Here is a 16,551-nt window from a genome sequence, read left to right as displayed (position 1 = left end):
CGCATTGCCCGGTCTTTCCCCAACCGCCGCAGCCTGCGCTGGCGGCGGGTCAATCTTGATCCGACCAGTCGGCAAGCAGGGTGATGCCGAACTTCGGCGCGGCCCTCCGAAGCCGATCAAGCTCTTCCGATGTCGGTGGCTTGACCGCTTCGCCCGGCCCAAGTTCACGGCCGGCTTCCTCCAGAAACCGGTCGAAGATGGCTGGCGTGCCGATCAGGATGTAGCGCGCCGGCCGGCGGCTGACGTTGAGGAGCTGGTGGGGTACGCGGCGCGGGAGAAAGATGCTCTGGCCCACGGTCAACCGGTGCGCGGTCCCGCCGATTACCGCAGTCAGTTCGCCCTCGAGGATGTAGACGGTTTCGTCGTCGCTGGCGTGGACGTGAATTGGCGTCCTGGTGTCGCCGCCGCTGACGTTTTCGAAGAGGCAGAACTGGCCGTCGGTCTGGCTGCCGGACAACAGACGCTTCATGACGACGCCGGCGAGGGCGAATGCTTTCGGTTCTGTGCTGCTCATCGCAAATACCCCATCGAATTTCGCAGGAGCGGTCCTGTCCGCTGCGCTCCCGAGGAAGCGCGGCGGCATGGTTGCATGCGTCGGCGGCGACATCAGGACGAAGGGTGAGGTGCGGCACGGTCCGATCCGGCGCCGATGGAGCCGGGGCGGCGCCCTGTCTGGCCGGCTTACCGAGAGGATGGCGAAATATCCACCGCGCGCGAATGGCGATCGGTTCCGCATGCCGGGGATCGGTCTCGAACCCGGTAAACCGATCGACGCGGCAGTTTGCCAGCACCGATGTCTCGGCTTGCCCAGCCTGTGGTAGAGTTCGCCCGTTCAGCTGGCTGGAGTGTGCTGTGATGGCTGCATCGACGTTCAATGCCAACACTGGCGACGGATATGAGTTGCAGATGGGGCGCTGGAGCCGAAGGCTGGCCGTGCCCTTCCTGGCATTTGCCGGAGCCGCGGCGGGCGAACGGGTGCTGGATGTCGGCTGCGGCACCGGCAGCCTGACATTCCTGTTGGCCGCGCGGCCCGACCTTTCCGCCGTCTGCGGGGTGGATTGCGCAGCGCCCTACATCGAACACGCCAGCCGCAGCAATCCGGATCCGCGCGTCTCCTTCCAGATTGGCGACGCATGCGCTCTGCCCTTTGAGGATGCGGCGTTCGATCGGGTCCTGTCGCTGCTGATGCTGCATTTCGTTTCTGAGCCGGAACGGGCCGTGGCGGAGATGCGCCGCGTTGCGCGGCCTGGCGCAACGGTCGCTGCCACCGTGTGGGACGGTCGCGGCGGTTTCGTTGCCAGCCGCCTGTTCCTCGATACGGCGGCAGCCCTTGATCCCGCCGCCCGCCGGCTTCGCGAGCGCGCCTTCACCCGCCCGATGACCCGGCCTGGCGAACTGGAGGCGGCCTGGCATAGGGCCGGCCTTGTCGAGGTCGAGACGGCTGAGCTTGCGATCCGCATGGAGTACGCTTCCTTCGACGACTACTGGACGCCCTATCTCGGCAAGGATGGCCCAGGGGCCGAATATATCGCGACACTCAATGAGCCGGCGCGCACGCGGCTTCGCGATGCGGTCCGTTCTGCCTATCTCGATGGCGAGGTCGATGGTCCACGGTCCTATGTCGCGGTCGCCTGGGCCGTCAAAGGTGTGGTGCCAGGTTGAATTCAGGGCGGCGGCTCATACCCCTGGGATCGCTGGAGACTTGAAGAAAGAGGTCAACCGGGTGATGCGGCTCTGTCAGAGTGACGCAACTCGGTTGCCGCTTCCGGGTTAGCCTGCCGATGCGGAGGTGAAAACCGCCAACTGGGCCTCGAAGGCGCGCTTGTAGGCCGGCCGTGCTTCGCCGCGAGCGACATAGGCAGCAAGGTTCGGGTATTCCTCAAGAATCCCTGATCCATGCAGCCGGCGCAGCACCGTCACCATCAGGAGGTCGCCGGCGCTGAAGGCGCCATCGAGCCAGTCGGCATCGCCAAGGTGATTGGAAAGGCCGCCAAGCCGTCTGCGGATGGTTTCGTCGAGCGCACGCAGGCGGTGCTCGTACCAGGGCTCGTTGCGTTCGAGGATCTGGACGAGATTACGGTCGAAGACCGGCGGCTCGATGGTGTTGAGCGCGGCAAACATCCAGGCGATCGCGCGCGCCCGGGCATTGGCTTCGTCTGGCAACAGGCCGGCATGGCGCTCGGCGATATGGAGCACGATCGCTCCGGACTCGAAGAGGGCGAGATCGCCTTCCTCATAGGTCGGGATCTGGCCGAAGGGCTGAAGGGAGAGATGCGGCGGCTGCTTCATCGCCTTGAACGACAGAAGGCGAACCTCGTAGGGCAGGCCTACTTCCTCGAGCGCCCAGCGGACACGCATGTCGCGCGCGAGCCCCTTGCCGCGATCCGGTGACCGTTCGAAAGCGGTAATGGTGATCGTCATCGTTGTCCTCCATCGCTTGGTCTCCCTTGAAGACGGATGGCAGCCCGCGATCCCGACACGTCGTCGCGAAAGTCGCGCCTGGACGGGCCGCTCAGGCCGCTCCCGTCACCGTTCCCTGGTGGAACAGCATCTGCCACCTGGTTCCGTTTCGCTTCCAGACAGAGCTTCTGAGTGCGTGCCGCTCCGATCCATCGCTTTCTCTGCGATGGGTTCTGTAGGTCAAGAGCAATGCTTCCGGCGAAATGGCGGTCAGGCGGTAATCGCTCGCGCGCAGTTCGCCATCGTCTTGCTCTGGCTCCTGCACAAGCAGATCGATGATTTCCGCACGATGATAGATCGTACCGGAAGCCCCGAACTCGACGAAGCCTTCGGCGAGCAGCGCCTCGACGGCTGAACGCGACCGGCGAACCTCCGGGCGGTGCAGTGCTTCTTCAAGCGCACGGATTTCATCGAGAGGGGGCAGAGCGTGCATCATGATTGTTCCGCTGTGGGCGAGGGCTGCCGGTACACTACTGCATGTCTCCTTAATCGACCTCGATTTAAGGACAAAGGCATGCAGAAAATCAAAGTGCTACAGCGACCTTTGCGCGTCTGATAAGACGCGCGGCGCTGTAATCTGCTGAGACCTCGGACGGCAACTGCCAGAGCGCCGTGCGTTCAGATGAACGCAAAGGACGCTGTAGCCGTGGCGCACCAGTTCATCCGGGGCGGCGCGAGCCAGCCGTTCAAAGAGGAAGCGGCCGGTTCTGGAAGATGCTCTTCATCACAAGGGTAGAGGTCAGGCGCAGCACGCTCGGCAGCGCAAGCAGGCTCTCGTCATAGAGCGCCTGGAAAGCCTTCAGGTCCTCAGTCACCACGTGCAGCATGTAGTCGGGATCGCCAAACAGACGCTCGGCTTGCGTGATTTCCGGTATCGCCCAAAGAGCCTTTTCGAAGGCATGCACGTTCTCGCGGCTGCCTTCCCTGAGCGTCGCAAAGACGATCGCCGAGAAATTGAGGCCGACCTTGGCGGCATCGATATTGGCGCGATAGTCGCTGATCACGCCGGATTGCTCGAGCGCCCTGACCCGGCGATGGCAGGGGGAAAGGCTGAGCCCGATGCGGTCGCCGAGCTCGGTAACCGACAGTCTCCCGTCCTTCTGAAGCTCAGCAAGAATCTTGCGGTCCGTATCATCCATGAGGGAGATATTACCTCAATATGCCACATCTCGGCAAGAGATATGGAGCTAATCCCCGTGATGCAACGCTATTCTTCCTTTGATGGCGCGGGTATCCGAAGGAAGGTGGCGCGAGATGGAAATGGGTCTGTTGACGGCGTTTTGGGCGATATCGTTTTCGCTGGTGCTGACACCCGGCGCAGACTGGGCCTATGCGATCTCGGCGGGATTGCGAGACAGGGCGATCATGCCGGCCGTTTCCGGCATGCTGCTTGGCTATCTTGCGATCACTCTGGTGGTCGCGGCCGGCGTCGGCGCGCTCGTCGCCGGCGTTCCGGCGGTTCTGACGGTGCTTACCGTGCTGGGAGCGGGCTATCTCCTTTGGCTCGGCGTCGGGGTTCTGGCCCATCCGCCTGTTCCGGTGGCCGATGAAGATCAGGCGGCCAGGAGCTGGACCGGGTGGATCGTCCGCGGTTTCGCGGTGAGCGGCATCAACCCGAAGGCGCTACTTCTTTTCCTGGCGCTGCTGCCGCAGTTTACCAGCCGCGACGGGAGCTGGACGATCCCGAGCCAGATCGCGGCGCTCGGGGCCGTGCATATGCTCAACTGTGCGCTGATCTACTCGCTTGTCGGCACGGGTTCGAGCATGGTCCTCAGGACGCGCCCGCGCGTGGCCCGTCTGGTGAGCCAGTTCTCAGGCGCGGCGATGATTGCGATCGCGCTGTTCCTGCTCGCCGAGCAGCTTGTCATGGTCCGATGAGGCGTGGCGGCCGCCTCAGGACGCTTTAGCCAGCTTTTCTTCGCGACCGATGCGGGCGTCGAGGTCGCGCAGGCGAAGCGTGACGGCGGGGTGGCCGGGCAGGAGCGACAGGGCATTCGTCAGCATGTCGCGCGCCGTGACGAGGTTGCCGTCGCGGATATGGCGATTGGCGCGGTGGAAGAGGAAGTTGACCTGCTCTGTAGGGGCAAAGCGATCGCCGAAGCGGGCGTGCAGGCGATCGGCCCAGGCCGGGTGGCGGGCCATGGCGGCGACGGCGTTCTGGTAAGGCCGCATCGGCGCGTCGATCCGCGCGGAGCGGGCAAGGGCGCGCAGGGCAGCAAGGTCATTGGCGCGGCAGGCATCGATCAGCGAAAGCGCGCGCTGCGTTCCGGTGAAGACCCTGACCGTGCCATGACCGGTCATGTGTACGGGCACGAGATGCGTTTCCGCCTGCAGTTCCGCTATGCGCTCGGCATGCCTGCGATCGATCGCGTGGAACGGGTCGTAGAAGAGATAGGCGCGGCCGGCGGCATGGTCGGGGGCGATACTCATATTGGCGTGCAGGTCGGGCGAGAAATGCCTGAGAAAGCGATTGTCGTAGGGAACGGCTTTGGGATTGATCGAGATTTGCGGGCAGAAGGCGATGGCTGTCGTGGCGTTGAAACGCCGGCGGTAGCGAAGCGCTGCATAACCGCCCTGAGAATGGCCGTAGAGGATGCGCTCGGGTGCTGCCTTCAGGATCGGCGCCGCAGCCTCGACCGCCTTGACCACGCTTTCGGCCGGAAACCAGTTGGGACGCTTGCTGATGAAGCCGAGGGCGGCGATATCCGCCTTCTCGCAAAAGCGCTGGCCCCAGTAGCGGCTCCCGTTTGCCTGGATTTCCATCTCGTTGAAGGTGATGAGGAGGTAAGCCGAGGCGCCCGGGCGATGGATGACCTCAAGGTTTTCGTCCGAGTAGATAAGCACGGTTGCTCCGAAGTATTTCAAGGTTTGCAGTAGTATATTTCCAATTTCCGAAGCTTGTTCGGCGACGTTATATTAGTGTGAATTCGCCTGGGATTTCCAGTGCCTAGGACTTTCTGCAAGAGGATTTCAATATTCATTTCGGCTGACGGCTTCAGCGGTCGTTCGTTTCGGCAGCTTTCGGCTCAAACCGGACATAGAGGTTCGCATCGCGGACGGCTGCTTTGCGCCCCCATTTGAGCCGTTCAGCGCGCCGATCGCCGAGCCCAGAAGCTGCCATTCATTCACGTGGAGCGGCGCTGAGCGGCAACGGCCTCAATGGGACTCTGCTGCCGTCCTCGGATGATACGGCGAACGGCAGCTTCCAGCGAGAGCGAACGTTCCGGCGTTTATGCAGATCATCGCCCGTGGCATGCGCTGAGACATCAGGGTTTCGTATCCTCCTTGAAACGCGATACTGGTTGACTACATGTTGTAGATGCATCATCGAGAGACTTATGAACCTGCGTTCCCTACCCGACGATAGACGAGCAATGCTGCGGGAACTGGAAGATGCCTGCGTAATTTCGCGGGCGCGCCTTATCTCACGCGTTATGACCAACATCTTCGACGAGGAACTGCGGCCGTTCGGCCTAGTGTCCTCGCAACACACCTTACTCGGTTCAATCATGCGGATGGGCGTCGCGACGCGTGCCGAAATCGGCCGAGCCAACTGCCTCGATCGCTCCACCTTGACGAGAAACCTCAAGCTGATGCTGGACGCGGGATGGATCGAAGAGGTCCCCGACAAGGTTCAAGGTCGTCAGCGCCCCCTTCGGCTGAGCAAAGCTGGCGAAGACCTGCTGTTTTCATCCATGCCGGCCTGGCGGGCGGGGCAGGAACGAGCGTCCAAGCTGCTTGGGCAAGCAGGCTTGAGCGCAATCAAGACCGTCGCGGACGACATTCCGCGCGATTAGCCGGAATCTGAAATTATGGTATTGCATATACAACACTGCTTCCCATGTGTTGTATATGCAGCATTAGGACGCCGCGGAGCGCCTGATGCCATTATCGAAAGGAGAAATGCGATGACAACGATTCTGGTGACCGGTGCAACCGGAGATACGGGGCGTCCGACCGTGAAGGAACTGCTGAAGAAAGGCCTAAAGGTCCGCGCCCTCGCTCGTCGGGAGGACGCTCGCTCGCAGGAGCTGGCCAGTCTGGGTGCCGAGATCGTTTATGGGGACATCACCAGCCTGCGCGATATGCGGCTGGCTTTCGACGGCGTCGACCGCGCTTACTTCTGCTATCCCATTGCCGACGGTCTCGTGGAGGCGGCAGTCATCTTCGCACAGGTGGCGAGAGAGCAGGGCGTCGAGCACATCGTCAACCTGTCCCACAAGCAATCCAGGCCCGACGCGCGCAGCAAGGTGACCCAGAACCATTGGCTTTCGGAGCAGGTGTTCAAGTGGTCAGGCATCCCGACGACGAACTTGCGCATCACCTTCTTCGCCGAGTGGCTCCTCTACATCTCGACATTCATCCAGCGCGGCCGCTACGTCATGCCATTCAACAAGGATGGCCGCTTTGCTCCGCTGGCCGCGGCCGATACGGCGAAGATCATCGCCAACATCCTGGAGAAACCGGAAGGCCACGGCGGCCAAGCCTACCAGCTGCACGGCCCGAAGGAGTATAGTCACGAGGAGCTCGCGCAGAGGTTGGTCGGGTCCTCGGAGTCGATCTGCCCTTCGAGCAGCTTACCGTATCGGCCTTTCTGGAGCTCGCGGGGCTCGAGGATGACACCGTCTTGCGGCGGCACTTCGAAGCTGCGGAGCTGGACCAGCAAGAGGGTCTCCTCGCCGGTCTCGATGACATCGGCACGAAGATTATTGGTGGCCCGCTGATGACCGTAGAAGCTTTCGTCAACGCGAACCGGGCGCGCTTCGTCCGTGAAGCGCAAACGTCAGTCGACCGAAATTAGAATCCTGTACGTTTTGGGGCGGATATATCAGGGTGACTAATCCAGGTCGCTAACCGGGGCTATCCGGAACGCATGTTTCGGAGCTGCATCGTCCACCTCGAAAATGCCATGGCTTTGCGATTAATTCACCGGCCACTGAGCTGAATCCTCGAGTGCGTAGCGACTGGCAGCTGCGCACTCGATGGACTATAGCTTTTGGCCGAAGCAGATGCTCACATCCAGGTCAAGGTACGACCTGGAGGGGTCGACAGCAGTCAATGGCCGACCTGCTGATTTAAGCCGATAGCGAATGTCCGCTTCATCAATGCTGCTGCCCGGAACCTGCCGTCCCGCTCTCGGCCCCATATCGGCCACGGCGCCGCGGTCGGCGAATGTCTACTGTTGGCGCAAAGCGGCCAAGGCCACCATGACCGATTGGTGGGATTGCTGAGCAACTCCGAGCTTTTCCTACAATAGGGCAGCTTCAGACCCGCTTGAGAAAAGCAAGCACCCGATCCGTCAGCAGCGCCGTTGCCGCCGCGTCGTAGGACGGCAGCGAGCTGTCGGCGAAATAGTGCTGGTCGCCGGGATAGAGGAAGAGCTCGGCATCGTCGGCCTTCTCGACGAGTTCGCGGGCGGCGTCGATGTCGCCTTCGCCGACGAAGATCGGGTCGTTGTCCATGCCGTGGATCTGGACGGGCACGCCATCCGGCCAGGGGCCGAAGGACCACTGACCGCTGATCGGGATGCAGGAGTAGAAGAGTAGGGCGCCGCGGGCGCCGGGCCGGGTCTGGGCGAGCTTCTGGGCCGGCAGGACGCCGAAGGAGAAGCCGGCATAGACGAGGCCCTGGGGAAGCGCGTCGGCGAGGCGAACGCCGCGCTCGCGCATCTCATCGAAGCCGACCTCGCCGATATAGGCGAGGCCTTCTTCGATGCTTGCGAAGGTGCGCCCCTCGAAGAGATCAGGCAGGTGCACGGTGTGGCCGGCGGCCCGGAGGTCCTCGGCGAAAGCGTGCATTCCCGGGGTCAGCCCCTGGGCGTGATGGAAGAGCAGGACCTCGGCCATGGACGACTTCTCCTTCAAATTATCCTTCGCGTTCCAATTGTGTCTCGCCGCCTGAAGGGTCAAGCGGTGTTGCGGTCGATTGAGAAAATTTTCCTGTCGCAGCGATAGCACGTTTCCTTGACGTCTTGTTGCCATCTTCGACCGCTTCCTTGCGGATCAGCATTGGTCACGATTCTGAAGGAAAGACGTCATGACAGGGAAGTTGCGCATTGCCGTGTTGTTTGGTGGGCGTTCGGCGGAGCATGAGGTTTCGCTGATGTCGGCGCGCAATGTCGTCGCCGCGCTTGACAGAGCACGCTACGAGATCGTGCCGATCGGCATTGCCAAAGATGGGCGTTGGCTGTTGCTCGAGCTTGAAAACGGCGAGCTGCCCCGGACCATTCCGGCGGCAGGAACGCAAGTTGCGCTGATCCCGGGCGGCAAGGGCCGGGCGGTCACCATTGCCGCCGACGGAACGCAAGGGCTGCTGCCGGCCGTCGACCTGATCTTTCCGGTGCTGCATGGGCCGTTCGGCGAGGACGGGACGGTGCAGGGTTACGCCGAGACGGCCGATGTCGCCTATGTCGGCTGCGGCGTTGCGGCTTCGGCAGCCGCCATGGACAAGGTGCTCGCCAAGCGCCTGCTTGCGGCCGAGGGGTTGCCAGTCGCGCGTGCCATCGCGCTGCATCAGGAGGACGCCTATTCCGGCGAAACCATCCTGGAAACACTGGGATTGCCGGTTTTCGTTAAGCCGGCGCGGCAGGGCTCATCCGTCGGCGTCAGCCGTGTCAATAGCCTCGACGGGCTTGCGGCTGCGCTGGAAGAGGCGTTTCGCCACGACGACAAGGTGCTGATCGAAGAGTTCGTGCAGGCCCGCGAGATCGAGTGCTCGGTGCTGGAAGACGCCAAGGGCAGGCTCACCGTGTCGCGGCCGGGAGAGATCATCCCCGCCGAAAGCCACGGTTTCTACAGCTACGACGCCAAATATGTCGACGCTGGCGGCGCGATCGTGAATGCGCCGGCGGACCTTGCCGAAGAGGTGGGCGCGCGGGCGCAGGAGATGGCCGAGCGGGCCTTCCGGGCACTGGCCTGCGCCGGCATGGCGCGCGTCGATTTCTTCCTGCGGCCAGATGGAAGCCTCGTCATCAACGAGATCAACACCATTCCCGGCTTCACCAATATCAGCATGTATGCCAAGGCGCTTGCGGCAGACGGAATCTCCTATGTCGCGGCGGTGGAAACGCTGATTGCGCATGCGCTCGCGTTGCGTGGGGATGGGGCCGCGCGCGCATGAAACACTAGCCGCGGATGCTGCCTTTGGGTTGTATTACATATTAGATGTATCGCATTCATTGTGGGTTCACGTCATTCCGCGAAACTGCCGCCTGTTTCCAAACGGACAGGTGATGAGATGAAGAAGATTGCCATCGTCATAATGGCGGCGGTTACGGCTCTTTCGGGCATCACGCCGGCGAATGCCGTGCCGGCGGTTGCCATCGAGCGGGCGCAGAAGAGCGACGTCGAGCTGGTGCAGCACCGGGAATGGAACGGCGGACACTATCGCCGGCGTCCGCCGGGTTGGCATGGCGGCTATCGCCCGCGCCCCGGTTGGGACGGCGGCTACCGTCCGCGGCCAGGCTGGCATGGCGGCTATCGTCCGCGTCCGGGCTGGGATGGCGGCTACCGCTATGGACACTATAACGGCTACCGCGGCTATCGCTACGAGCGCTATGGCTATCGCCGCCATAATGACGGCTGGTGGTATCCGCTGGCGGCCTTTGGCACCGGCGTCATCATCGGCGGCGCCATTGCCGCGCCGCCGCGCCGGGCGGATGCCGGCGTGAACCCGCGGCACGTGGACTGGTGCTATGCCCGCTACCGCTCGTACCGCGCTTGGGACAATTCGTTCCAGCCCTATGGCGGCCCGCGCCAGCAGTGCTATTCGCCCTATTTCTGAGCGAAGCGCGTTCCAAAAAAAAGGCCCGTCGGTTGTGGTGACCGGCGGGCTTTTCTGTTCATGCTTGCAAGTCAGTTAGCCGCATGTCGTTTATCGCAAAACCGCTGCCCACTTTTGCGCGACATGCCTATCGGCTGCTCTTCGGAAGCTCCTCGTCGAAGCGGGTCTTTTCGCGCGCCGGGTCGTCGTCGAGGATTTTCTCCTCGCCGTCTTCGGGCAGGGCGTCGTCCGGGTTCACATTGGCCTCATCGCGGCTCGGAACCGGCGGCACGCGGCCCTGGTCACCCGGCGGAATGTCATCGCCCTCAGGAACCAGATCGACCGGCAACGGCGGGATCCTGCCGATCGGCACGACGGTCGGTTCTGCGGGTTGCGACAGGTCTTCGGGTGTCTGCCTGAGATCACGTGATTTCGGGTTCGCCTTGCTCATCCTCGCATCTCCTCGGTTGGTCATGTCGAAGGAGTAAGGCGAGGAGGCGGGAAAGGTTCCCGGCTGCCGGGCAAGGGGAACGTCTGTGAGAGGAAGGGAGCCAAAGTGCTCGCTGTCGCCAGTCGACGCTGTCCGCGCTCAAGATGGTGCGGCCCGGCGAACGAGTGGCGCTGCGAAGCGGGCGCTTGCGCGCTTAGCACGTTTCATGGAAGAGCCAGCGGCTCTAAAGCGTCGCGATCTTTCAGATTCGCTCCTTGCGCTTTAAGTTCTTGATATTTCGCATGTCGTTGTCGCAAAACCGCTGCGCACTTTTGCGCGACAGGCTTTAGAACTTCAACCGGGCGTCGTCATGATCGGGAGGACGGTGTGCGTCCTTGCGGCGCATTCCGTAGGCAAGCGCAAGCCCCAGGATGGCGGAGCCGACGACGATGGCGGCGAGTGCGAAGAAATTCTCCATGGCATTTTCCTCCCAAGGGGAAGCTTAACACAGAATGCGCGCAAACAAATGGCGTGGCACCGAGATTGCGCGTCATGGTTACTCAACGCGTTTCGGCGCCGGAGGTTCAATCAGCAAGCGCCGAAGCGAGGCGAACGGTGCCGGCAGGCTCCGTGCATGGCGGTGCTGTCATACGCGGACTGGACAGGCAGCCTGCGGTCGGCGACGCTCGTCACAGGGCCGTTCAGTTTTGGGTTGTCGCAGCAAAACCGCTGCGCACATTTGCGCGACGTGCTTTATTGGTTTGTCGCATGTCGTTATCGCAAAACCGCTACGCACTTTTGCGCGACATGCTTTAGTAGCCGGAGCTTCCGCCGCCCTGGCTCATGCCTTGGCCGCCTTGCGTGCCCTGGTTTCCCTGGCTTGGGGCAGGGGCGGTGCTGCGGCTGGCCTGGTCGGTGGTGCAGCCGGCAAGCGCGACAAGCGCCGCGATAACAGCGGCAAGCAGATATCGTGGGGTCATGGGATCCTCCCGTCGTCGTGGGAACGGCCTTCGACCGCCTCGCCATCGAACCGGACATGGCGCGCTTGGTCATGGCCGGCGCTCCATTGCCGCGGGACCGCGGGGCAAAGGCAGTGTCGCGTGCCGGGCGTAACTATATCACCAAACGATGGGAGCGGGCGGGCGAGACGGCAGGTGGGCGTGAGGCGAGCGACGCAGGCGGCTCGCGAAAAAAGAACAAAACAGAAACAAATTTAGGCAAAGGGGCTTGCCAAACGGCCAGAAGCGGGCTAAGGATATTACAGGCTGGCCGTTTCGTCATTGAAGCGGCCTTTTTGATTCCGGGGTCAGCTAAGGCGAGCGGCCTACAGCGCCGCGCGTCTTATCAGCCGCGCAAAGGTCGCCTGACCGTTGCGGATCGTTACGGTGCTTCGCGAAGGCCGGTTGGCGCTTGCTATGCTTCCTGTTTGGCGATCTTGCCGGAAACGGCGCGGGCGGGCTCAATTCGCGCGCGCGGTTGCCCAATGTTGCGAAGCCAGCGCGAGGCCTCTTTCGGATCGCGCTCGACGCCGAGCCCCCTTTGATAGATGGTGACGAGACGGGCCTGCGCGGCGGGATGACCCTGGCGGGCGGCCTGCCGGTTCCAGTGAAGCGAGGCGGCGTAGTGTTCCTCGCCGCCGTCGTTGAAATAGATTTCGGCCAGTTTTGCCTGGGCGTCGACGTTCCCCGAGGTGGCCAGTTCAAGCAACCTGGGCGAGATATTCGTTGCGGAGGGCCGCGGGGTGAAAATGGTCTTCAACTTACTGAACGCGTTGCGGATCATCTGACACCTGTTGCATCCATCGCACGGTTCCCGCAGCGGGCCTGCTAGGCTGATAAATTACTCAAAATCTTGAACTACTTTGGCTTTTCCCTGGCTAGCAGGGCGCTTGCGATGCATTCCGCCAAGAGGACCCGAAACGGGCAACCCGGTGGGCCGCATTGATGACCGGATACAACCTGAAGTCAAGGTTGCAAGCGTGACATCCGGCGTGACACCCGCAATTTTCTGTGATCGGCTGTCACGCTCGGCGCGCGTTGCGCTGTCCGCGGTGACGGCGCTCGACGATTGGCAGGTGCGCCGAGCCATTCGAGCAAAGACGAGGTGACGGACCGAAGTCGAGGCCGAGTGCCTTTTCTGTCAAAGCCGCGGCTGCCAGCAGGCTCAGCGGCTCAGCCTGCCCGGAGTAATTTCCATGACAAGCAAACCAGCCAAGGACCCGAAAACCGGGCGTTTTTTGCCGCGCGCCGACCGGGCAGGTGCGGTCATCCGGCCGCGCGCCCGCAAGGCGGTACGCACCAAACTCGGCGAGCTTTTCCTCGAAGACATGCTTTCGGCCTGGGAAAGCCGCGGGGCAGCGGCGATCCACGCGCTGATCGAGAAGAACCCGCATGATTTCCTGAAGGCCGTCGCGGCGCTGATGCCGAAGGACGTGACCATCAATGCCAACCAGATCGGCGAGATGACGGATGAACAACTCCTTCAGCGGATCCGCAAGCTCGACCAAACCATCCGGCCTTTCCTTGCTGCTCAAGGAGCGGATGGAGCTGGCGATGGAGATCGGGCGCCGGCAGAACACGAATAGGCTGCTCTATTACCGGCCCTATGCGAGGCAGACGGCATTCCATGAAGCAGGGGCCACGTTCCGCGAGCGGCTGTTCATGGCCGGCAATCAGCTCGGCAAGACGCTGGCCGGTGCTGCGGAAGCGGCGATGCATCTGACAGGCGACTATCCCTCTTGGTGGGCGGGCCGACGGTTCGAGCGGCCGATCACGATGATCGGCGGCTCGGAATCGCACGAGCTGACACGCGATGGCGTGCAGCGGCTGCTCGTCGGCCCGCCGATGAGCGAGGAGGATTGGGGCACCGGCTATATCCCGAAATCGAATATTTCAGGCTGGACCCGGCGTTCCAGCGCTTCCGGCGCGCTCGACAGCGTGACGGTGCGCCATGCTTCGGGCGGCACCTCGACGCTGCTTCTCAAAGCCTATGAGCAGGGCCGGGCGAAATGGCAGGCAAACACGGTGGACTATGTCTGGTTCGACGAGGAGCCGCCGGAGGATGTCTATTTCGAGGGCATCACCCGCACCAATGCGACGGGCGGCTCGGTCGCCGTGACCTTTACGCCGCTGAAAGGCATGAGCTCGGTCGTCAGCCGCTACCTGCTGGAACCCTCCGAAGACCGGACCGTGGTGACGATGACGATTGACGATGCCGAGCACTACACGCCGCAGGAGCGCGCGAAGATCGTTGCGAGCTACCCGGCGCATGAGAAGGAAGCGCGCACCAAGGGTGTGCCGACACTCGGCTCCGGCCGGATTTTCCCGGTGACCGAGGAACAGATCCGCGTCGAGCCGTTCGAGATACCCAGGCATTGGGTGCAGATCGGCGGGCTCGACTTCGGCTGGGACCACCCCTTTGCCGCAGCGCTTTGCGCCTGGGACCGGGAGGCCGATGTCTTCTATGTGACCCGGGTCTACCGCGAGCGCGAGGCGACGCCGATCATCCATGCGGCGGCGCTCAAACCTTGGGGGCCCTGGCTGCCGTGGGCGTGGCCGCATGACGGGCTGCAGCACGACAAGGGCTCGGGCGAGCAGCTGGCGGCGCAATATCGCGGGCAGGGGCTGGCGATGCTTTTGGAGCGTGCGACCTTCGACGACGGCACCAACGGCGTCGAGGCGGGGATCTCCGACATGCTGCAGCGCATGCAGACCGGGCGCTTCAAGGTGTTTTCCACTGCGAGCGAATGGTTCGAGGAGTTCAGGCTCTACCACCGCAAGGATGGCCGGATCGTGAAAGAGCGCGACGACGTGATTTCGGCCTCTCGTTATGCGCTGATGATGAAACGCTTTGCCCGGGTGAAGGCGGACGCCGCCGCCTGGGCCTTTACCGATCGGAAGGTTCTCTGATGGCAGAGAACACCCTTGCCGGAAGCGAACTTTTAACGCGGGCTCGCTACCAGTGCGGGTATGTATTTTTTCTGGGGAAGCAAACGAAGGCTGATTTGGGCGCTGCTTGGCGTGCTGTTGGCGATTTCGATTTCAGCCGCCTACTGCACCAGAGCGGCATCGTAACGGCCAGGAGCGCCACGCTCTCGGTCTATGCCTGGACAATACTGTCTTTCACCTTCATTGCCGCGTTGATACTGTGGCGCGAGCCCGACTACGTTTCCAGGTTCTTCGACGTTATTCCGGTGGCAGAGATGAAGCGAGCCTACCTGGGGCTCGGAGGCTTAGTGACGTTCGCTGCCCTGTCGAGTGGCATGGCGCGGCAAGAGGGGTTCATGCCCATCGCTCAGTTCGTCGCGTCGGCCAGTGGCATATTCGTTCTCCCAGACTGGTTGGCCGCGGTCAGGTCTCATCGAAGGTCTCGCCGCAAGGGGTGATGCAATCGATCGACGGCTGCCCTCCGTTGCCGACCTGTCCAACATTCTGCAACAACAAGCGGTGAGCTGGCGACCTAAGGTTTCTCACCCCGGTGTTCGCCGTCACCAATCCCTCACGACAAAACGATGTTCATGCGACATCTTTCCGCTGCCGATCAACCCCAGGGCGCGGCCGCACCCGTTCGGGCCGCGCGTGACAACGGCAGCATCTCAACCATATTCCTCCCTGAAAGGTTCTCTGATGGCAGCGATGACGAAACCGGAACTGACGGAGCTCGTGAGCCAGCTCGTCAGGGATTGCGAGGACTATCGCGACCAGCTTTCGGCCACGCGTGTGCGGGCAATGGAATACTACGACGGCGTGATGGCCGACGTGCCGGCGGAAGCGAACCGCTCGAAGGTGGTTTCGCGCGACGTGCGGGCGGCGGTGAAGAAGGTGCTGCCTTCGCTCATCCGCACCGTGCTTGGCAATGACAAGGTGGTGGAATACCAGCCGGTCAACCAGGGCGACGAGGCAGGCGCCGAGCAGGCGACCGACTACATCAACTACATCGTCTTTCCCGAAAGCGACGGCTATGACGCGGTGCAGGATGCAGCGCATGACGCGCTGAAGCTCGGCAACGGCGTGATCCGCTGGTGGTACGAGAAGAAGAAAAGCGTCGAGGTTTCGACCCATAGCGGGCTCGACGAGGCCGCCCTGGTGCAACTGATCGCCGACGACACGGTGGAGGTGCTGGAACAGGCGCAATCGGTCGAACGGATCGAGCTGCCCACCGGGCCGGTGGAGCAGCCGGTCTTCACCGTCAAGATCCGCCGTACGGCCGAGCGTGGGGCGACAAGGCTTGCCGCCGTGCCGCTCGAGGAATTCCTCGTTCATCCAGATGCGATCTCGATCGACGACAGCCCGATTGCCGGCATCAAGCGGCGGATGCGCCGCTCGGATCTGATCGCCATGGGCTACGACCGTGATCTCGTCGAAGGTTTTGCCATTGCCGGTAATGCCGATGGCGAGGACGAAGAATTTGCCCGCAGGCGATAGGCTTCGGGAGTGGAGGAAGGCAATGTGCGCTGTTGGATTTGGCAATTCCATACGCGTTCTGATGGCGCTGGGTGCCTTGGCAACGGCAACGCCTGCGACGGCAGAGCCAGGGCGTTTTGGTCTCAATCCGGCCATCCGCAAATGGCTCGACGGCAACCATGATTTTCCAATTGCCAAGTATGTTCCTCCGACGGATGAGGAGAGCCGTAGAGTGATGCCATCGCTCTCCGCGCGGCAATTCCGTCTCGGTCTCGTTAGTGCGGGCGCTTCGCCAGAGGCCGTGGCAACGACGATTGCCGCGATACCTGTGGGCCCCGAACGAGACGAGGCACAGATTGAGTGGGAATATGCCGAGACGTTTCAGCGTGGGCACCCACTCGTCGCGACGGTTGCGGTTGGGCTGGGCCTGTCAGATCTGCAGGTCGATGCTCTGTGGCTCGCGGCAGTCAATCTCTAGCCGCCCTCTGCTATACAGGT

Annotated in this window: 21 protein-coding genes and 1 pseudogene; 11 read left to right on the top strand and 11 right to left on the bottom strand. The window is 62.6% G+C overall.

Going from position 1 to position 16,551, the window contains the following annotated elements; genetic code table 11:
* Window positions 1-49: 49 nt before the first annotated feature.
* On the bottom strand, window positions 50-514 hold the full coding sequence (locus AC070A_RS01035; protein WP_057254440.1) for a cupin domain-containing protein: 465 nt from the start codon (window positions 512-514) through the stop codon (window positions 50-52).
* A gap of 341 nt (window positions 515-855) precedes the next feature.
* On the opposite strand from AC070A_RS01035, the gene AC070A_RS01030 reads away from it, so the two are divergent.
* Window positions 856-1,662, top strand: coding sequence for a class I SAM-dependent methyltransferase (locus AC070A_RS01030; RefSeq protein ID WP_057253990.1), 807 nt, complete (start codon window positions 856-858; stop codon window positions 1,660-1,662).
* Between the two features lie 108 nt (window positions 1,663-1,770).
* On the opposite strand, the gene AC070A_RS01025 is transcribed toward AC070A_RS01030, so the two are convergent.
* The 3 genes from AC070A_RS01025 to AC070A_RS01015 all read right to left on the bottom strand — a co-directional run bounded on the left by AC070A_RS01025 (window position 1,771) and on the right by AC070A_RS01015 (window position 3,599).
* Complete coding sequence (locus AC070A_RS01025; RefSeq protein WP_057253992.1) at window positions 1,771-2,421, bottom strand: glutathione S-transferase family protein; 651 nt, start codon at window positions 2,419-2,421, stop codon at window positions 1,771-1,773.
* 91 nt (window positions 2,422-2,512) lie between these two features.
* Complete coding sequence (locus tag AC070A_RS01020; RefSeq protein WP_112995609.1) at window positions 2,513-2,896, bottom strand: nuclear transport factor 2 family protein; 384 nt, start codon at window positions 2,894-2,896, stop codon at window positions 2,513-2,515.
* Window positions 2,897-3,146: 250 nt separating this feature from the next.
* On the bottom strand, window positions 3,147-3,599 hold the full coding sequence (locus AC070A_RS01015; protein WP_057253994.1) for an Lrp/AsnC family transcriptional regulator: 453 nt from the start codon (window positions 3,597-3,599) through the stop codon (window positions 3,147-3,149).
* 115 nt (window positions 3,600-3,714) lie between these two features.
* Between AC070A_RS01015 and AC070A_RS01010 the strand changes: the two genes are divergently transcribed.
* On the top strand, window positions 3,715-4,338 hold the full coding sequence (locus AC070A_RS01010; RefSeq protein ID WP_093234675.1) for a LysE family translocator: 624 nt from the start codon (window positions 3,715-3,717) through the stop codon (window positions 4,336-4,338).
* 15 nt (window positions 4,339-4,353) lie between these two features.
* On the opposite strand, the gene AC070A_RS01005 is transcribed toward AC070A_RS01010, so the two are convergent.
* Window positions 4,354-5,304: an alpha/beta hydrolase gene (locus AC070A_RS01005; protein WP_057254444.1), complete on the bottom strand. Its 951-nt coding sequence runs from the start codon at window positions 5,302-5,304 to the stop codon at window positions 4,354-4,356.
* A gap of 494 nt (window positions 5,305-5,798) precedes the next feature.
* On the opposite strand from AC070A_RS01005, the gene AC070A_RS01000 reads away from it, so the two are divergent.
* Window positions 5,799-6,257, top strand: coding sequence for a MarR family winged helix-turn-helix transcriptional regulator (locus AC070A_RS01000; RefSeq protein WP_063891506.1), 459 nt, complete (start codon window positions 5,799-5,801; stop codon window positions 6,255-6,257).
* A 111-nt stretch (window positions 6,258-6,368) separates the two neighbouring features.
* Entirely contained in the window at window positions 6,369-7,184 is an 816-nt protein-coding gene (locus AC070A_RS00995; RefSeq protein WP_218372987.1) for an SDR family NAD(P)-dependent oxidoreductase, read from the top strand.
* A 540-nt stretch (window positions 7,185-7,724) separates the two neighbouring features.
* On the opposite strand, the gene AC070A_RS00990 is transcribed toward AC070A_RS00995, so the two are convergent.
* Both AC070A_RS00990 and AC070A_RS00985 read right to left on the bottom strand, forming a co-directional pair.
* On the bottom strand, window positions 7,725-8,306 hold the full coding sequence (locus AC070A_RS00990) for a dienelactone hydrolase family protein (protein WP_113736986.1): 582 nt from the start codon (window positions 8,304-8,306) through the stop codon (window positions 7,725-7,727).
* Between the two features lie 19 nt (window positions 8,307-8,325).
* Window positions 8,326-8,469 (bottom strand): hypothetical protein, encoded by a 144-nt coding sequence (locus tag AC070A_RS00985; protein WP_156414718.1) that lies wholly within the window; start codon window positions 8,467-8,469, stop codon window positions 8,326-8,328.
* 27 nt (window positions 8,470-8,496) lie between these two features.
* Between AC070A_RS00985 and AC070A_RS00980 the strand changes: the two genes are divergently transcribed.
* Together AC070A_RS00980 and AC070A_RS00975 are read left to right on the top strand one after the other, a co-directional pair.
* Window positions 8,497-9,579: a D-alanine--D-alanine ligase family protein gene (locus AC070A_RS00980; RefSeq protein ID WP_057254003.1), complete on the top strand. Its 1,083-nt coding sequence runs from the start codon at window positions 8,497-8,499 to the stop codon at window positions 9,577-9,579.
* 117 nt (window positions 9,580-9,696) lie between these two features.
* Complete coding sequence (locus AC070A_RS00975) at window positions 9,697-10,242, top strand: BA14K family protein (RefSeq protein ID WP_110879491.1); 546 nt, start codon at window positions 9,697-9,699, stop codon at window positions 10,240-10,242.
* Between the two features lie 127 nt (window positions 10,243-10,369).
* On the opposite strand, the gene AC070A_RS00970 is transcribed toward AC070A_RS00975, so the two are convergent.
* From AC070A_RS00970 to AC070A_RS00955, 4 genes are all read right to left on the bottom strand, one after another.
* Window positions 10,370-10,672, bottom strand: a complete 303-nt coding sequence (locus AC070A_RS00970) for a hypothetical protein (protein ID WP_113398944.1) — start codon at window positions 10,670-10,672, stop codon at window positions 10,370-10,372.
* A gap of 325 nt (window positions 10,673-10,997) precedes the next feature.
* Window positions 10,998-11,129, bottom strand: coding sequence for a hypothetical protein (locus AC070A_RS00965; protein ID WP_255571009.1), 132 nt, complete (start codon window positions 11,127-11,129; stop codon window positions 10,998-11,000).
* Window positions 11,130-11,463: 334 nt separating this feature from the next.
* Window positions 11,464-11,631, bottom strand: coding sequence for a hypothetical protein (locus AC070A_RS00960; RefSeq protein WP_176907390.1), 168 nt, complete (start codon window positions 11,629-11,631; stop codon window positions 11,464-11,466).
* Between the two features lie 433 nt (window positions 11,632-12,064).
* Complete coding sequence (locus AC070A_RS00955; protein ID WP_057254007.1) at window positions 12,065-12,433, bottom strand: tetratricopeptide repeat protein; 369 nt, start codon at window positions 12,431-12,433, stop codon at window positions 12,065-12,067.
* Window positions 12,434-12,845: 412 nt separating this feature from the next.
* Between AC070A_RS00955 and AC070A_RS00950 the strand changes: the two genes are divergently transcribed.
* The 5 genes and pseudogenes from AC070A_RS00950 to AC070A_RS00930 all read left to right on the top strand — a co-directional run bounded on the left by AC070A_RS00950 (window position 12,846) and on the right by AC070A_RS00930 (window position 16,531).
* The gene (locus AC070A_RS00950; RefSeq protein WP_113133112.1) at window positions 12,846-13,235 is read left to right on the top strand and encodes a hypothetical protein; all 390 of its coding nucleotides are present in this window, start codon (window positions 12,846-12,848) and stop codon (window positions 13,233-13,235) included.
* The gene (locus tag AC070A_RS00945) at window positions 13,120-14,559 is read left to right on the top strand and encodes a terminase large subunit domain-containing protein (RefSeq protein WP_112995535.1); all 1,440 of its coding nucleotides are present in this window, start codon (window positions 13,120-13,122) and stop codon (window positions 14,557-14,559) included. The genes AC070A_RS00950 and AC070A_RS00945 overlap by 116 nt, the downstream gene beginning before the upstream one ends.
* Entirely contained in the window at window positions 14,559-15,035 is a 477-nt protein-coding gene (locus AC070A_RS00940) for a hypothetical protein (protein ID WP_113736985.1), read from the top strand. Before AC070A_RS00945 ends, AC070A_RS00940 begins: the two co-directional genes overlap by 1 nt.
* A gap of 241 nt (window positions 15,036-15,276) precedes the next feature.
* A pseudogene (locus AC070A_RS00935) lies at window positions 15,277-16,071 on the top strand (portal protein); the annotation flags it as partial.
* Between the two features lie 25 nt (window positions 16,072-16,096).
* Entirely contained in the window at window positions 16,097-16,531 is a 435-nt protein-coding gene (locus AC070A_RS00930) for a hypothetical protein (protein WP_246805892.1), read from the top strand.
* The last annotated feature ends 20 nt before the right edge of the window (window positions 16,532-16,551 follow it).

The organism is Ensifer sp. GW101-20A05, assembly GCF_059424735.1.
This window is presented reverse-complemented; position numbering and strand designations above follow the sequence as displayed.

Coding starts and splice junctions, on each gene's coding strand:
- AC070A_RS01010 (WP_093234675.1), top strand. CDS start 3,715: ATGGAAATGGGTCTGTTGACGGCGTTTTGGGCGATATCGTTTTCGCTG.
- AC070A_RS00945 (WP_112995535.1), top strand. CDS start 13,120: ATGAACAACTCCTTCAGCGGATCCGCAAGCTCGACCAAACCATCCGGC.
- AC070A_RS00960 (WP_176907390.1), bottom strand. CDS start 11,631: ATGACCCCACGATATCTGCTTGCCGCTGTTATCGCGGCGCTTGTCGCG.
- AC070A_RS00930 (WP_246805892.1), top strand. CDS start 16,097: ATGTGCGCTGTTGGATTTGGCAATTCCATACGCGTTCTGATGGCGCTG.
- AC070A_RS00980 (WP_057254003.1), top strand. CDS start 8,497: ATGACAGGGAAGTTGCGCATTGCCGTGTTGTTTGGTGGGCGTTCGGCG.
- AC070A_RS01025 (WP_057253992.1), bottom strand. CDS start 2,421: ATGACGATCACCATTACCGCTTTCGAACGGTCACCGGATCGCGGCAAG.
- AC070A_RS01015 (WP_057253994.1), bottom strand. CDS start 3,599: ATGGATGATACGGACCGCAAGATTCTTGCTGAGCTTCAGAAGGACGGG.
- AC070A_RS00995 (WP_218372987.1), top strand. CDS start 6,369: ATGACAACGATTCTGGTGACCGGTGCAACCGGAGATACGGGGCGTCCG.
- AC070A_RS01020 (WP_112995609.1), bottom strand. CDS start 2,896: ATGATGCACGCTCTGCCCCCTCTCGATGAAATCCGTGCGCTTGAAGAA.
- AC070A_RS01000 (WP_063891506.1), top strand. CDS start 5,799: ATGAACCTGCGTTCCCTACCCGACGATAGACGAGCAATGCTGCGGGAA.
- AC070A_RS00990 (WP_113736986.1), bottom strand. CDS start 8,306: ATGGCCGAGGTCCTGCTCTTCCATCACGCCCAGGGGCTGACCCCGGGA.
- AC070A_RS00975 (WP_110879491.1), top strand. CDS start 9,697: ATGAAGAAGATTGCCATCGTCATAATGGCGGCGGTTACGGCTCTTTCG.
- AC070A_RS01035 (WP_057254440.1), bottom strand. CDS start 514: ATGAGCAGCACAGAACCGAAAGCATTCGCCCTCGCCGGCGTCGTCATG.
- AC070A_RS00950 (WP_113133112.1), top strand. CDS start 12,846: ATGACAAGCAAACCAGCCAAGGACCCGAAAACCGGGCGTTTTTTGCCG.
- AC070A_RS00940 (WP_113736985.1), top strand. CDS start 14,559: ATGGCAGAGAACACCCTTGCCGGAAGCGAACTTTTAACGCGGGCTCGC.
- AC070A_RS00970 (WP_113398944.1), bottom strand. CDS start 10,672: ATGAGCAAGGCGAACCCGAAATCACGTGATCTCAGGCAGACACCCGAA.
- AC070A_RS00965 (WP_255571009.1), bottom strand. CDS start 11,129: ATGGAGAATTTCTTCGCACTCGCCGCCATCGTCGTCGGCTCCGCCATC.
- AC070A_RS01030 (WP_057253990.1), top strand. CDS start 856: ATGGCTGCATCGACGTTCAATGCCAACACTGGCGACGGATATGAGTTG.
- AC070A_RS00955 (WP_057254007.1), bottom strand. CDS start 12,433: ATGATCCGCAACGCGTTCAGTAAGTTGAAGACCATTTTCACCCCGCGG.
- AC070A_RS00985 (WP_156414718.1), bottom strand. CDS start 8,469: ATGCTGATCCGCAAGGAAGCGGTCGAAGATGGCAACAAGACGTCAAGG.